The 14,643-nt window shown below is 73.0% G+C and carries 14 protein-coding genes; 4 read left to right on the forward strand and 10 right to left on the reverse strand.

The window, feature by feature from the left end; translation table 11 throughout:
- From ACFPZN_RS53880 to ACFPZN_RS53890, 3 genes are all read right to left on the reverse strand, one after another.
- On the reverse strand, positions 1-684 hold a 684-nt coding region (locus ACFPZN_RS53880), incomplete at its 3' end, for a choice-of-anchor P family protein (protein ID WP_378292788.1).
- 52 nt (positions 685-736) lie between these two features.
- Positions 737-1,549: a L,D-transpeptidase gene (locus tag ACFPZN_RS53885; protein ID WP_378292790.1), complete on the reverse strand. Its 813-nt coding sequence runs from the start codon at positions 1,547-1,549 to the stop codon at positions 737-739.
- 687 nt (positions 1,550-2,236) lie between these two features.
- On the reverse strand, positions 2,237-2,716 hold the full coding sequence (locus tag ACFPZN_RS53890; protein WP_378292792.1) for a MarR family transcriptional regulator: 480 nt from the start codon (positions 2,714-2,716) through the stop codon (positions 2,237-2,239).
- Between the two features lie 113 nt (positions 2,717-2,829).
- Between ACFPZN_RS53890 and ACFPZN_RS53895 the strand changes: the two genes are divergently transcribed.
- Positions 2,830-4,149, forward strand: coding sequence for a PP2C family protein-serine/threonine phosphatase (locus ACFPZN_RS53895; protein WP_378292794.1), 1,320 nt, complete (start codon positions 2,830-2,832; stop codon positions 4,147-4,149).
- A 388-nt stretch (positions 4,150-4,537) separates the two neighbouring features.
- On the opposite strand, the gene ACFPZN_RS53900 is transcribed toward ACFPZN_RS53895, so the two are convergent.
- From ACFPZN_RS53900 to ACFPZN_RS53920, 5 genes are all read right to left on the reverse strand, one after another.
- Positions 4,538-4,852 carry a hypothetical protein gene (locus tag ACFPZN_RS53900; RefSeq protein ID WP_378292796.1) on the reverse strand — a complete coding sequence of 105 codons (315 nt, stop codon included), beginning with the start codon at positions 4,850-4,852 and terminating at the stop codon, positions 4,538-4,540.
- A gap of 112 nt (positions 4,853-4,964) precedes the next feature.
- A complete protein-coding gene (locus tag ACFPZN_RS53905) occupies positions 4,965-5,558 on the reverse strand; it encodes an SRPBCC family protein (protein WP_378292798.1) in 594 nt (197 codons plus the stop codon).
- On the reverse strand, positions 5,555-5,911 hold the full coding sequence (locus ACFPZN_RS53910) for an ArsR/SmtB family transcription factor (RefSeq protein ID WP_378292800.1): 357 nt from the start codon (positions 5,909-5,911) through the stop codon (positions 5,555-5,557). Before ACFPZN_RS53910 ends, ACFPZN_RS53905 begins: the two co-directional genes overlap by 4 nt.
- Before the next feature lie 62 nt (positions 5,912-5,973).
- Positions 5,974-6,390: a gamma-glutamylcyclotransferase family protein gene (locus ACFPZN_RS53915; protein ID WP_378292801.1), complete on the reverse strand. Its 417-nt coding sequence runs from the start codon at positions 6,388-6,390 to the stop codon at positions 5,974-5,976.
- Entirely contained in the window at positions 6,387-7,856 is a 1,470-nt protein-coding gene (locus ACFPZN_RS53920; protein ID WP_378292803.1) for a pentapeptide repeat-containing protein, read from the reverse strand. Before ACFPZN_RS53920 ends, ACFPZN_RS53915 begins: the two co-directional genes overlap by 4 nt.
- A 323-nt stretch (positions 7,857-8,179) precedes the next feature.
- On the opposite strand from ACFPZN_RS53920, the gene ACFPZN_RS53925 reads away from it, so the two are divergent.
- Entirely contained in the window at positions 8,180-10,264 is a 2,085-nt protein-coding gene (locus tag ACFPZN_RS53925; protein WP_378292805.1) for an RNA degradosome polyphosphate kinase, read from the forward strand.
- Entirely contained in the window at positions 10,257-11,210 is a 954-nt protein-coding gene (locus tag ACFPZN_RS53930) for an NUDIX hydrolase (RefSeq protein ID WP_378292807.1), read from the forward strand. The genes ACFPZN_RS53925 and ACFPZN_RS53930 overlap by 8 nt, the downstream gene beginning before the upstream one ends.
- Here the strand turns inward: ACFPZN_RS53930 and ACFPZN_RS53935 are convergent.
- Positions 11,207-12,703 carry a CYTH and CHAD domain-containing protein gene (locus ACFPZN_RS53935; protein WP_378292809.1) on the reverse strand — a complete coding sequence of 499 codons (1,497 nt, stop codon included), beginning with the start codon at positions 12,701-12,703 and terminating at the stop codon, positions 11,207-11,209. The genes ACFPZN_RS53930 and ACFPZN_RS53935 overlap by 4 nt on opposite strands.
- A gap of 158 nt (positions 12,704-12,861) precedes the next feature.
- Positions 12,862-13,827: an NADP-dependent oxidoreductase gene (locus tag ACFPZN_RS53940; RefSeq protein WP_378292811.1), complete on the reverse strand. Its 966-nt coding sequence runs from the start codon at positions 13,825-13,827 to the stop codon at positions 12,862-12,864.
- A 102-nt stretch (positions 13,828-13,929) separates the two neighbouring features.
- On the opposite strand from ACFPZN_RS53940, the gene ACFPZN_RS53945 reads away from it, so the two are divergent.
- Positions 13,930-14,517, forward strand: a complete 588-nt coding sequence (locus tag ACFPZN_RS53945) for a TetR/AcrR family transcriptional regulator (protein WP_378292813.1) — start codon at positions 13,930-13,932, stop codon at positions 14,515-14,517.
- The last annotated feature ends 126 nt before the right edge of the window (positions 14,518-14,643 follow it).

Below are 14,643 nucleotides of genomic sequence, written 5' to 3' on the forward strand. Positions count from 1 at the left end.
CGGGGCCACCGGCTTCGCGGGCGTGCCGGGCCCGGCCGGGGCCCCGGGAGAGTTGGGCGAGGTGGGGCCGCCGTGCTTGTGGGTCGCGCGGCCGCAGGTCACGGCGCCGGTCCTGATCGTCTCGGTGCCGCGCCTGCCCATCGGCACCTTGGCCTCCACGGCGGTGACCGCCAGCCGCCCGTCCCGGAGCCGCTGCTGCTTGTTCAGCGTCACCTGCGCCGTGCCGACGCCGGGGATCTTCACCGGGACGACGCTGTTGGCGCGCGGCCTGACGCCCATCTTCTTGCCGTCGATGACCGTGTTGGCGAGCCGGGCCGAGCCGCGTCCGCCGCGGCACCGGGCGGAGACCGCGTCGGCCGACAGCGCGGCGCCGGGCACCTTGAGGTCCTTGACCGTCGACCGGGCGTGCCGGGAGGCGGCCCTGGTGTCCATCGCGGTGGCGCTGAACAGCTTGGTGCGGTTCTCATGCGCCAGGCTCTTGCGGACCTCCGCGCCGCGGGAGACCACGGCGGGCGTCGCCGGCAGCCTGACCGGGCCGGTGGCGGCCACCCCGTAGGCGGCGCCCTCCGGTTGGGCCGGGACGGGAGGTCTGGACGGGACGGCGGCCAGGCCGGTGACGGCGGTGGCCGTGGCGGTCGCGGTGGCGAGCAGCGCGACGGCCGGCAGGAACTTCGTGGAGCGCATGACGGTGTCTCTCTTTCGCGGTTGGGAGGCTCCGGCGGGTCGGGCCCGCCGGTCAGCCAGTGATGATCACCAAGGTTCCGAGCGGGACCTTCGACAGCGCGCGCAGCGCGTCCTTCGGCACGCGCACGCAACCGTGGGTGACGGCCCGGCCGAAGACCGTCCGGTCGGGCCAGCCGTGCAGGGCGACCGTGCCGGGGCCGCCGCCGTAGGTGTCGAGGGTCGCCGAATGCGCGCCCAGCGGCATGAGCAGCGGGCTCGGGGTGCGCTGGGACGGCCGCAGCAGGGCCAGCAGGAACGTGCGGCCGATCGGGGTCGGGGTGGCGGGCGCGCCGACCGCGACGCGCCAGCGGCCGACCGTCCGGCCGGACCGGAGCAGCGACAGCCGGCGGCGCGGCACGTCCACCCGGACCAGGTACGGGGTGCGGGCGGTGCGGAGGCCGCCCTCGGCGGTCGAGATCCATCCGGTGGCCTGGTTGGGGCGGCTCGGCAGCAGCACCTGGAGCCAGGCGCCGGAGCGGCTCACCACCGGGACCCAGGTGGGGCCGCCGAGCTGGCGGGCGGGCAGGGTCGCGATGGGACGGCCCCCCGGGGCGTCCAGGACGGTCCTGTCCGTGGTCGCCCGGACGACGAGCCCGTCGGTGGCGGCCGCCGCGTGCGCGGCCCGGTCCCTGGGCGCGCCGTGGACGGTGGTGTGGGTGGTGGACTCGGGCAGCTCGGCGGGGATCCCGACCGGCGGCTCCCCGGACCGCTCCCTGCCGGCGGACGTGGCGGACGGGGCCGAGCCCGTGCAGGCGGCGGCCGGGAGCGCCGTGGCGGCCGCGGCGGCGACCGCGACCACGGCGCGCGCGGCGCGTGCACGATGCATCAGAAATGCCCCCCGTGGCATGTCGCGCATTCCGTTCCCCCGTGGAATGCGATTGGCGGTGACCGTTCGCCGGGATGCTAGCGCCGGGCGGCGGGGGCGCGTCCAGAACTCCGGTGAACGAACTGATTTCTTTGCCGTGGTGCATTCGCCGGGTACCGGCATTGCCCGCGTCACCGGATTTCATCGGCAATTCCACGGTGCCGGGCAAAAGCGACAACGGGAAAAAGGTGCACCATCCGGGAGCCGGCCGGCGGGCGGGTCGGCGGGCGAGTGTGCGCCGGTCGCGGCGCCGCGGGGCGGCCGCCGGCGCGGTCCGCGCCCGCAGGGCCTACCCGTACGGCCTTTCCGGGTGGCCGGGCGCGACGAACCGGGGGCACACGCTACATTTGCCGCATGACAACTATCGTCGGGAGGGTGATGCGATGGCCGGCGGCGGAGGCATCACGCCCGAAAGGCGCGGCGACGGGCTGGGAAGTCCGGGAGGGGAATCCTGTGTTTCCAAGTCCCGGCCTACGGCGCTCGCCTGGCGGCTCGCTCCTCACCGGGCCTGTGCGAGCGCGGCATCGCTTCGCGATCTGGCCGGTGACGCTCGCCTCCGGCATCGCACCACCGCCCAGGTAACGCGCTCGCGCGGTGGCCGAGGCCACATCGAGGCCCTGGCCGCGGGCACCTGGTGCAGCGGGACGGTCAGGCGGGCATGGAGAACGAGGACGTATCCTTGCCGTCCGAGGAAGCAGTGGCCGACTCGTGGAACTGGGCGAGCCCCCAGAGCAGGGCTGCGCGGGCGGGGGACGACATCGTCGCCAGCACCCGTGCGAGCTCTTCGCGGCGCCGTACCCGGAGCCGGTCGAGCAGGGCCTGGCCCTCCGTGGTCAGCCGGACCGTCACCTCGCGGCGGTCGCGGCCCGGGTCGCGCAGGAGGAGCCCCCCGGCCTCCAGCCGGTCGCAGAGCCTGCTGGCCGAGGAGACCAGCGCGCCCAGCTCGGTCGCCAGGCTGCTGATGTTGACCGGACCCCGTTCGAGCACGAACAGCGCGCGCAGCTGGGTCGCGGGGACCGGCACGTCGGGGCCGTTATGGGCGCGAGCCCATACGCTCATCAGGGTGCCGGCCGCCTCGTCCAGCGCGGCGGCCGACTCGGCGGCTCCCTGACCCGGCGTGTCGACCATGCCCTCCACTGTTACATACCGCGTCCGTCGCGGCACCTTTCCCCCACCGAGTCCCCCACCTAGTGATCCGCCCGGGAACGCCCGGGCGGGCGATACATGCAGATGAGGACACGATGCGTTCCGCCCAGTCGCGAGATCTCGAACAGGCCCTGTGGGACGCCCTGCCGTACGAGCTGATCGGCAGGGCCAGGGCGGCGTTCGAGGAGCACGCGGACGCCGCCGGTGTGGAGATCCTGCTGGCCGACTACCGCCAGGCGTACCTGGTCCCCACGGTGTCGGGCGGCGACCCCGTCCGGGTGGACAACACCCCCGAGGGCCATGCCTTCGCGGCGCAGCGGGTGGTCCGCGGCGAGCGCGACGGGGAGCCGGTCCTGCACCTGCCGCTGTCGGTGCACGGCGACCGGCTCGGCGTCCTCAGCGTGCGCCCGTCCGCCAAGGCGGACGAGGACCTGAGGGAGGCGAACGGCGAGGGGCCGCCCTGGGAGGAGCGGATGGAGTCCGCCGCGGTCGTCCTGGCCCGCGCGCTGAAGATCGCCGACGCCAACACCGATCTCTACCGCCGGATCCGCCGCCGCACCCGGCTCACCCTCGCCGCCGAGATGCAGTGGGACCTGCTGCCCGGCCGGGCCTGCGACACCGGCACGTTCCACCTGGCCGGGCAGCTCGAACCGGCCTACGCCGTCTGGGGCGACAACTTCGACTGGTCGGTGTCGGAGGACCGGCTGACCCTGACCGTCAGCAACGGCACGGGCACCGGGACCGAGGCCGCCGCGCTCACCCATCTGGCGATCAGCGCGCTGCGCAACGCCCGCCGCTCCGGCGCCGACATCGCCGAGCAGGCCGCGCTGGCCGACCAGACCCTGTACGCGCACCACCGCGGCACCCGGCACCTGGCCACGCTGCTGCTGGACTTCGAGCCGGCGACCGGCCGGGTGCTGGCGATCGACGCGGGCTCCCCGCGGGTCTACCGGATGCGCGGAAGCACCACCGAGATCCTCGACTTCGAGGCCCAGCTGCCGCTCGGCATGTTCGGCGACGCGCACTACACGACCGAGGAGTTCATGATCGAGCCGGGTGACCGGCTGGTCGTCGTCAGCGACGGCGTGCACTCGGCCAAGTCGCCCGCCGGGGAACTGTACGGGACGCTGGCCCTGCTGCAGGCCCTCCGCGAGACCCGCCTGCAGAACCCGTCCGAGGCGGTCCGCACCTTCATCCGCCACTTCCTGGCCTACCACCAGGGCGCCGAGCAGGTGGACGACGCGGTCGTGGTGTGCCTGGACTGGAACGGCATTCCGGGGTCCGCGCCCGATGCGGAGCAAGATTCCGCGGCCGAGGACGATTCCGCGGCCGGGGGTGAATCCGTGGCCGGGGCCGGGGGTGAATCCGGTGCCGGGCGGGATTCCGGGAGCGAGACCGCGCCCGTCCGCGCCTGAAATCCGGACGGGTCAAGGGTCTGCCCCGCTATGGCCCGCGTTCGGGGGATCGAGCCGGGCTCGATGGTCTGGATTGGCTGACCCGGCGGTGAGGTAATGCTGGCGGCCAGGTGTTACCCGCGGGGTTGGAGATATGCGATGGAAGCGCTGCTTCCGCCGAGCGTGTCCCGGCGGGCGCGGATGCTGATCGAGCGCCGCGGGACGCGGTGGTCGCCCACCCTTCCCTGGCGATCGGCCGTTCTCTGACGATCGGCCGAAAAGCCCTCAACCCCTTTCCGTAAGGCCGCCGTCACAGTGCCGGAACGCCGGAGCGCGGGAACGGCGAAACGCCGGGTCGCCCGGATGCCCGGCGGCCGGTCGGGCGTCGCGCGCCCGGACGGTCATGCGGTCATGCGCTGCGGGCCGCGCGCTGTTCCGTGCGCTTTCTGGCCGCGGCCTGGCGGGCCCGGTTGAGGCTGTCGCGCACGCGGGCGGCGCCGCGCAGCGCGGTGGCGGTGTCCTTGGTCAGATGGGCGTATTGGGCGAGCACCTCGCCGACCGGCGGCGGCGACCATTCCTCGCGGACGAGGAAGGGCTGATCCACCGCCGCGGCCGGCCGGGCGGGTGCGGTCTTCGGGTCGGGTGCGGAGTCGGGCGCGGCGACGAGCGCGAGATGCGTGCGGCAGTGCGGGCACTGCAACCCCGAATGGGAGTCTCTGCTCATACCACGAATGATTCCCCAAGGGTCTGACAATTCATCCGCGGATATCGATCGAATGGCCGGCGGCCCCTCGGAAGGCGGCCCCCGGGACGATCCCGGGGCGATCCCGGGGAGATCAGGAATCGGTGTCCGCGCCCGGTCCCTTCAACCCCTCCTTGCCGGCCGCGACGGCGACCGCGTGCCACTCCTCGGCGGTCCTGGCGAAGATTTCCTGCAGCACCGGGGGCACTTCTCCGGCCTTCATCCGGTCGGCGAGATCCTCCGGCAGAAGTCCGCGAAGGTGCTGGTCAAGGGCCCAGACCGCGGGATCCCAGCCGCCGCCGATGCCCTCGAAAAAGCCCTCGGGGACGCCGCCGTGCTCCAGTTCCAGAACGGCCTGCCCGCCCTCGGCGGAGATCCGCACCTCCACGTGGCTGTTCAGGTCGCCGTACACCCAGGACACCCGCAGCAGGCGCGGCGGAGCGCACTCCAGGATCTCGCCGCCGGCGTTGCCCTCGATCTGATACGTGCCGCCGGGGCGCAGGTCGCCGCTGACGGGCAGGAACCAGCGGGCCAGCCGGGCCGGGTCGGTGACGGCGTCCCAGAGGTCCTCGGCGGTGGTGTCGTAGGCGCGGCGCAGCACGACGGTGCCGGTGGCGTCGTAGCCTTCGATCTTCCGCTCGCCGATCTCGCGGTGGGTCGGCTTGATCGCGTCATCGATGTCGGTCATGTCTCCGTGTCCTCCCCGGGACTCGTGTGCCGACGCTCTCGTTTGCCGCGCGCGATCTCGGTGCCCAGCGCGTCCAGCCGCTGCGTCCAGAACCGCCGGTAGCGGTCGAGCCACCGGTCGATCTCCTGGAGCGGGGCGGGGTCCACCGAGTAGAGCCGGCGGGTGCCGGCCGCGCGGACGGTCGTGAACCCGTTCTCGCGCAGCACCCGCAGGTGCTGGGACACGCCCGGCTGGCTGATGCCGAACTCCTCCTGCACCACGGCGCTGATCTCGCCGGCGGCGCGCTCGCCGTCCGCGAGCAGCTCCAGGATCCGGCGCCGGACCGGATCCCCGAGAACGTCGAAGGCGTGCATGACCTCATTATTGTTGTCGTGGCTTATATAAGCAAACCGTGAAGATGAAGGTGAGGTGCGGGTCAGAGCCGCCCGCCGAGCCAGCTGCGGCAGCCCTTCGCGAAGTCGGCCAGCGCGTGCTCGGCGAAGTGGCCGGGATCCCAGTCGTACGGTTCGGTGGGCCCGCGCCAGACGTAGGCGCGCGCCCGGCCCGAGCCGTCCGCCAGCGGCAGCAGGGCCGGCTCGTACGACTCGTCCTCGAAGTCGTCCAGCAGCCCCTGCTCGGCCTCCGTCAGCCCGCTGATCAGCACGCCCTCGGCGGTGGCGTCCGGATCGGCCACCAGCCCGGGGTAGGTGACGCCGGGCAGCGCCCGCACCCGCCATCCGGCGACGGCCGCCGGGGCGAGCCGGGGCACGCGGCCGAGGAGGATCTCCAGGATCTCGGGGAAGCGCAGCGTGCCGTAGACGAACAACCCGTTCGTGCCGATCTTGTCGGTCATGGACGCGCAGCGTACGCGGCGCCGCTCGCCAGCAGCACCACCAGGACCGCCATGCAGGTCGTCAGCCGTCCCGTCCGCAGGCCGTACCCGCACATCAGCCAGGACAGGTGCAGCAGCCACCGCCGCACGGTCCGCGGATCGGCGCGGCGGCGGACCTCGAAGGAGCGGTAGCGCAGGTCGCGGGCCAGGTCCGGGTCGGCCTCCGCCGCGGCGGCGGCCAGGTGCCGGTAGAGGACGGCGAGGCCGCCGTACGAGCCCGCCAGCTCCTCCACCAGCACGGCGCACCCCTGGCGGTCGCGGGGGCTCTGGCGGCCACGGAGTCCCCGGACGCGGCGGCGGGCGGGCAGCGTCGCGAACGTGCAGTCGCCCGTGATGCGCAGCCCCTCCGGGTGTTCCAGGCCGAGGAGCTTGCACCGGCTCAGGTCTACGTCCGCCAGTTCCAGCTTGGGCGCGGACAGCCCGCGTGCCGAGAGCAGGCGCACGGGGCCGTGCCGCCCGTCGAAGTCGTCCTCGGTCAGGCACTGGAACCGACGGGAGAGGGACCGTACGGTCACTCCCGCGTGGAAGTACGCGTCCTCAAGGTCGAGGTCCGCGTGACGCAGCCTGAACTCGGCGGGTCCGTGCGCCACGACGTGGTTGGCGTCGACCTGCCGTGCCACCGCGTCCACGCGCAGCCCGCGGTGGGCCTTGGCGTAGGTCAGGGACAGCCGTCCGCGCGTGGCCAGCGGCCCCATCCAGACGTCCTGGCGGAACCTGGTCCGGTCGAGGCGCGCGTGCCTGGCCACCCGGACGCGCCTGAACGAGGCCGCCCCGCCGAACTGCGCCGCCTCCAGCACCGCGTCCCGGCCGAAGTGCGCGCGGTCGAAGGCCACCGCTCCCACGAAGACCGTGCGGCTGAACGAGGCGTCCGCCCGCCACACCGTCTCCCCGAAGAGCGCGTCGCAGGCGAACACGGCCTCGTCGAACGACCCGTGCCGCTGGAAGCGCGCCCCGTGGAACGAGGCGTTGCCCGCGAAGCGCGCCCCACGGAACGACACGTGCCCCAGGAACCTCGCGTCATAGAACGAGACCCCGCCGTCGAAGCGCGCACCGTCGAACGAGCAGTCCCCCTCGAAGCACACCCCGCTCAGTGAGGCTCCCGCGGGGAGCACGGCCCCGTCGAAGCGGCTGCGTCCGAGGTGCGGATGCTTGTCGGGGCCTGTCACCGCCTTCAGCAGGGCGGCGAAGACACGCTCCGGGACGGTCGACCCGCGCAGGTCGATGTCGGCCCCGGGGTTGAGCCCGGCGAGCATGCGCTCCAGCTCGTCCGGGGTGAGGTGGGCCAGGCAGGCGGGATAGGGAATGCAGGCCCGTTCCGTGCATCCGTCCTCCGCGCCGCATCTCGGCCAGGTGCGCCCGAGTGGCAGCCACGGAGAGGGCGAAATCGGGGCGAGTGTGGACGACCGCGATATCTCGGTAGGGGTCACGTCAAACGTTGTACCCCCGTGCGGCATGGTCGTTCATCGGGTTGGTGCGATCCCTGGCACGTAATCTGGAGACATGGGGGCATATGGGGGATGGACCATCGGCCCGGCCGGGGCGGCCGGGCGGAGGATTCCCGCGTCCCGCCGATCACGGACCGCACTCGCGGCCCGATCGCGTCCCGGAGCACGGCCCCGGGCCCGGTCGTTCGAGTGATCAGCGGGAACCGCGGGCATCATCCGCCTGTCTGACTCGGGGCTGACAGATCCGAGACATCCGCGACGCCTTCGTTCGTTTGCCGTTCATCTTGAGCAGGGATTATTACCGTATGAGCGTCAATCCAGGACAAATCCCTCACGGTGCGGAAGCGCTGCCCGACGACCGGTTCCTGGACCGCGAGGAGAGCTGGCTTCGGTTCAACCAGCGCGTCCTGGAACTGGCCGAGGACCCCCGGCTGCCGCTCCTCGAACGGGTCCGCTTCCTGTCGATCTTCGCCAGCAACCTCGACGAGTTCTTCATGGTCCGGGTCGCCGGCCTCACCCGCCGCATGGCCACCGGACTGGCCGTCCAGTCCGCCAGCGGCCGGCAGCCCCGCGAGGTGCTGGAGCGCACCGCCGGCGTCGCCCGCGAGCTGATGCTGCGGCACGCCACCACCTTCCGCGACGACCTCCTCCCGGCGCTCGCCAAGGAGGGCATCGAGCTGCTGCGCTGGGACGACCTGGCCGACACCGAGCAGGAGCGGATGCGCCGGCTGTTCCGCGACCGCATCTACCCGGTGCTGACCCCGCTGGTCGTCGACTCCGCGCACCCCTTCCCCTACATCTCCGGGCTCTCCCTCAACCTCGCGGTGATCGTCCGCGACCCGGGGAACGACGCGACCATGTTCGCGCGCGTCAAGGTGCCGCCGGTGCTGCCCCGCTTCATCGAGGCCTCGCCCAACCGGTTCACCCCCCTCGAAGACGTCATCGCCCAGCACCTCGGCCAGCTGTTCGTGGGCATGGAGATCGTGGAGCACCACGCGTTCCGCGTCACCCGCAACCAGGACCTGGAGATCGACGACGACATCAGCGAGGGGCTGCTGCAGGCGCTGGAGCGCGAGCTGCTGCGCCGCCGCTTCGGCCCGGTCGTCCGGCTGGAGGTGGAGGACTCCATCTCCGAAGGCGTCCTGGACCTGCTCACCACCGAGCTGGCCATCGACGAGCGGCAGATCTACCGGCTGGACGGCCCGCTCGACCTGGCCGGGATGTCGGCCATCGCCGACCTCGACCGGCCCGAGCTGAAGTACCCGCCGTTCGTGCCGTCCAAGGAGGCGCTGCCGGCCGACGCCGACCTCTTCGCCGCCGTCCGCGAGCGCGACGTCCTGGTGCACCACCCCTACGACTCGTTCACCACGACCGTGCAGCGGCTCATCGAGGAGGCCGCCGACGACCCCCGGGTCCTGGCGATCAAGCAGACCCTCTACCGCACCAGCGGCGACTCCCCGATCGTGGACGCCCTGGTCGGCGCCGCCGCCGCGGGCAAGCAGGTCGTGGTGGTCGTCGAGCTCAAGGCCCGCTTCGACGAGCGCGCCAACATCGCCTGGGCGCGCAAGCTGGAGAAGGCCGGCTGCCACGTCGTGTACGGGTTCGTCGGACTGAAGACGCACTGCAAGCTCGCCCTGGTCGTCCGGCAGGAGGCCGACGGCGCGCTGCGCCGCTACTGCCACATCGGCACCGGCAACTACCACCCCAAGACCGCCCGGCTCTACGAGGACTTCGGCCTGCTCACCGCCGACCCGGCCGTCGGCGAGGACGTCAGCGCCCTGTTCAACCACCTCACCGGCTACTCCCGGCAGAACTCCTACAAGCGCCTGCTGGTCGCCCCGCAGAGCCTGCGGCCCGGCCTGGTGCAGCGGATCGAGCGGGAGATCGAGCACCACGAGGCCGGCCGCCCCGCGCACGTCCGGTTCAAGTGCAACTCGGTGGTCGACGAGGTCGTCATCGACGCGCTCTACCGGGCCGCGCAGGCGGGCGTGCCGGTGGACGTCTGGGTGCGCGGGATCTGCGCGCTGCGCCCCGGCGTCCAGGGGCTGTCGGAGACGATCCGGGTGCGCAGCGTCCTGGGCCGGTTCCTGGAGCACTCGCGGGTGTTCGCGTTCGAGAACGGCGGCGACCCCGAGGTGTGGCTGGGCAGCGCCGACCTCATGCACCGCAACCTGGACCGCCGCGTGGAGGCCCTGGTCAAGGTCACCGACCGCGGCCACCGGCACGAGCTGGTCGACCTGATCTCCCTCGCCATGGACGACGGCACCGACGCGTGGTGGCTGGACGGCGACGGCACCTGGACCCGCCGCTCCGCGATGACCGACGCGCCGCTGCTGGACATCCAGACCCACCTCGTCCGGAGCCGGCGCTGGAGGACCGTCGATGCCTGAGCGGCGCGGTCGCGAGAACCGCCCCGGCGCGCAGGACGACCTGATCCGCGCGGCCGGGGCCGTCCTGTGGCGTGACGGGCCGGAGCCCGGCGAGGCGGAGGTGGCGCTGATCCACCGGCCGCGCTACGACGACTGGTCCTTCCCGAAGGGCAAGCTCAAGAACGGCGAGCACGTGCTGCGCGCCGTCGTCCGGGAGGTCGAGGAGGAGACCGGGATCGTTCCACGCCTGGGCCGCCGCCTGCCCTCCAGCACCTATCCCAAGGACGACCGCACCAAGCGGGTCGACTACTGGACGGCCCGCGGCCTCGGCGCCTCCGACGGCCACGCGGTGCCGAACGACGAGGTCGACCGGATCGCGTGGCTGCCCGTCAGGGAGGCGGAGGCGCGGCTGTCCTACTCCCACGACGTCGACCTGCTGCGCGAGTTCGCCGCCGGGCCCCCGCACACCTGGCCGCTGGTGATCCTGCGGCACGGCTCGGCCGGCGAGAAGACCCGCTGGCACGAACCCGACGAGCTGCGGCCGCTGGACGCCCGCGGGCGCGCCGAGGCGCAGCGGCTGGCCGGGCTGCTGACCGCCTACGGCCCGGCCCGCCCGATCTCCTCGGCCACCGCCCGCTGCACGGAGACGGTGCTGCCGTACTCGCGGCGGACCGGCGCCCCCGCCGTCACCGACACCGCGTTCACGATCGGCGAGACCGACACCGAACGGGCCTGCGAGCGGCTGCTGGAACTGGCCGACGACGGCGTCCCCGTGATCGTGTGCACGCACGGCGAGATCGTCGCCGACCTGATCACCGGGCTGTGCCGCACGCTCGGCGAGAAGGTCCCCGACGAGCCGTCGCTGCGCAAGGGCTCGTTCTGGGTGGCGCACCTGGCGGGCGGCGACGACGGCGCCCCGGCCATCTCCGCGCTGGAACGCCACGGCGCCTACGGCGAGGGCCGCTAGAAGGCGGGGGCGGGGATGTCGGCCCAGGTGCCTTCGAGACGGTCGAGGGCGGCCTGGGCCTCGCAGCGTTCGATGCCGTACAGGACGCCGAGGGTGAACGCGTCGGCGGTGTCGCGGGCGCGCTCCGCCGCCCCGCGCAGGTGCTCGCTGGCGATCACGCCGTCCTGGTAGCCGCCGAGCACCTCCTGGAGGCGCTTGGCGTTCTTCACCGTCTGCTTCGCCGGGTCGCCCAGCACCGCCACCGCGGCCTCCGCCGCGTACCGGGCCCGCTTGGCGTCCTTGCGGACCTCGTGCCGGGTCAGCTCGGGGTCCTCGGACGCGGCGACCCCGTCGTAGGCGTCGGCGAGCCGCTTCCACGCCCGCACCACCAGGCGGGGGAGCTCGGCGGTGGCGTCGCGCCCGGCCCGCGCGGTCAGCGGAGGGTCGGCCACCAGCGCCTCCAGCGCGTCCAGCAGCGCGTAGTAGCGGGGCAGCTTGAGCGCGGTGTTGACCCGCCGGTACGCCGCCTGCTCCTGCTTGGCCAGCTCCTCCAGCCACGCGGGCTCCCCGATGCCCTCCAGGCCCTCGACCCGTTCGGTGAAGCGCATCCGCAGCACCTCCAGGTCACGGACCTCGCCGAGCACCGCGGCCAGCCACTTCAGCTCCTCGCGCAGCGGATCGGTCCGCTCCCGGTCGAGGACGGGACGGTAGCTCTGCAGCACGCTGCGCATCCGCCGGGTCGCGACCCGCATCCGGTGCACGGCGTCGAACTCGGCCAGCCGCACCTTGGGGTCGTACGCCAGCAGCGCCTCCACCTGCGCCGCGAGGTAGGCGACCGCCGCGTCGCCCGCGGTCGGGGCGGGCGCGGCGATTCTGGCCAGGGCCTGCCGCCCGGTCTCCTGGGCGGTGGGACGGGCGATCTGCCCGTTCAGCAGCCGCCCCAGCTTGGAGGACGAGGACGCCTTGCGCGCCCCCGCCTTCCGCAGCCGCTTGCCCGCCGCCTTCAGCAGGTCGCGGGCGCCGGCGGCGAGCTCCACCTCGATCTCCCGCCAGGCGTCGCCGGACCCCTCGTCCAGCACCCGTCCGGTCACCGCGTCGTCGGCCACCTCGGCGAGCACCTCGCCGGAGTCGTCCAGCAGCCGCAGCACGGTGCGGTCGGTCTCCAGCGTGGCCACCGGCCGCAGCTCGGCGCCGCGCGCGTACGCCGCGACGAGCCCCGCCAGCCGGGCCGGGACGACATGCGCCCGGCCCAGCGGGGCGCGCAGCTCGTTCTTGCTGTCGGGACCGGCCGGGATCTTCAGGTGCCAGCCCGCGTCCGTCCCGCCGCGGCGCCGCCGCAGCGTGATCCCGCGCGCGGCCAGCCGCAGGTCGGCGGTGTCGAAGTACGTGGCGTGCAGGTGGTGCGTCTCGGGCGCGCTGACCGACGCCACCCCGGGCAGGACGGTCAGCTCGGGGACGGCGAAATCGGCGGCGGCGTCGTACTTGCGCTCGATCTCCACATGCTTCACGGCCACGTAAGGCTCCTCACCGGTGCAACGGCGCTGGTTACCAGGCTTTTATGGCCAGCATTACACGACAGGGTTAACAGATACAGACATCTTCCCGTCGACTGACCGACGCCGTGCCCTCCGGGCGGCCGCTTCCGGCCTCACACCAGTAAACCCGCCCCGGGTCAGTCCTCGGCGACCCGCAGAACGATCTTGCCCTGGATGTGCCCGCGTTCGGCCCGCTCGTGGGCCGCCGGCGCGTCCGCGAGCGGGTAGACGGCGTCGATCCCGACCTGGACCCGGCCGTCGTCGATCAGCCGGGCCAGCTCGGCCATCTGCGCCCCGTCGGAGCGCACCTGCCCCGACAGGAACGTGAAGCCGAGCTCATCGGCGCGGTCCTGGTGGTAGTCGCCGTAGAAGACCGGCATGAGCGTCCCGCCGCGCTTGAGCACCGGCAGGAACCGGTGGCCGTCGGGCCCGCCGACGGTGTCGAACACGTGGTCAACATCACGGACGGTCTCCCCGGCCGAGGTGGTGGTGTAGTCGATGAACCGGTCGACGCCCAGCTTGTGCAGGAACGCCTCGTGCCGCCCCGAGGCCACGCCGATGACGTGCGCCCGCCTGGTCTTGGCCAACTGGACGAGGAAGTGGCCGACGCCCCCGCCCGCGCCATTGACGAGCACCGTTTTGTCCCAGCCCAGCCGCACGTGGTCGAACAGGAACTGGTAGGCGGTGAGCCCGGCCATGGGCACACCCGCGGCGTGCACGTGGTCGACGGTCTCCGGCTTGAGGGCCAGATGCTCCACCGGCGAAGTGACGTACTCCGCGTACCCCCGGGCGGCGTTGTCGATCGTGGGGAAGCGCACGAGGCCGAACACGGCGTCCCCCTCGCGGAACGCGGTGACCCCTGGACCCGTCCCGACGACCGTGCCCGAGACGTCCGAGCCCGGGATGAACGGCAGCGGCGGCGCCGGCGGCCGCACATCCTCCGGGAAGTTGGTGTAACCCACGCGCCGGTACCAGTCGGGCGGGTTCAGCGCGGCCGCGTGGACGCGCACCAGGACCTCCCCGGGGCCCGGCACCGGGCGCGGGACGTCCTCGTACACCAGCACCTCGGGCCCGCCGAACTCGTGCACCTGCACAGCCTTCATCGTCGCCATCACCCTTCGCCAGACTCCGGCCATATCCGGAGCACTGCTCCAGATAATAAGCGGAGCAGTGCTCCGGTTGTCAACTCAGGGATACTGGGTCCCATGACGCCCGACCCCGTACCGCCGCGCCCGCCGCGGGCCGACGCCCGGCGCAACCGCGAACGCGTCCTCGACGCCGCCCGGACCGTGGTCGCCGAGCAGGGCACCCAGGCGTCGCTACGGGAGATCGCCAGGCACGCCGGGGTCGGCCTCGGCACCCTCTACCGGCACTTCCCGACCCGGGACGCGCTGCTGGAGGCCCTGCTGGGCCGCGGCTTCGACGACCTGGCCGCGAAAGCCCGAACGCTCGCCGAGACCCGCCCGCCCGAGGAGGCGCTGGCCGAATGGCTGCGCGACTTCCTCGCCGGGAGCACCGCCTACCGCGGCCTGGCCGCGTCGATGATGGCCACGCTCGACGACGAGACCTCGCCGCTCTACACCTCGTGCCAGGGCATGCGCGAGGCCGTCGCGCACCTGCTGGAACGCGCGCAGAAGTCCGGCCACGTCCGCCCGGAAGTGGACCGCGTGGACCTGCTCGCACTGGTCAGCGCCATCGGCTGGCTAGCCGACCAGGCCCCCTCACTGGCCGACCGCCGCGACCACCTCTTCACCCTGGTCATGGCCGGCATCACCACCGGCCCCCCGGGCTAACCGCAATGCCGGGTAGTTAGGCCTGTGGGCTGGTTGTCCAGGGGTTTGGTGGATCTTGGAGACGTGGGAACGGAGATCCAGTAGAACGGGTGATCTTCTACCATCGTCCGTCTGACCTACTGGATC

Origin of the sequence: Actinomadura rugatobispora, from assembly GCF_042656285.1 — a bacterium.
GTDB classification, from domain to species: Bacteria; Actinomycetota; Actinomycetes; order Streptosporangiales; family Streptosporangiaceae; genus Spirillospora; species Spirillospora rugatobispora.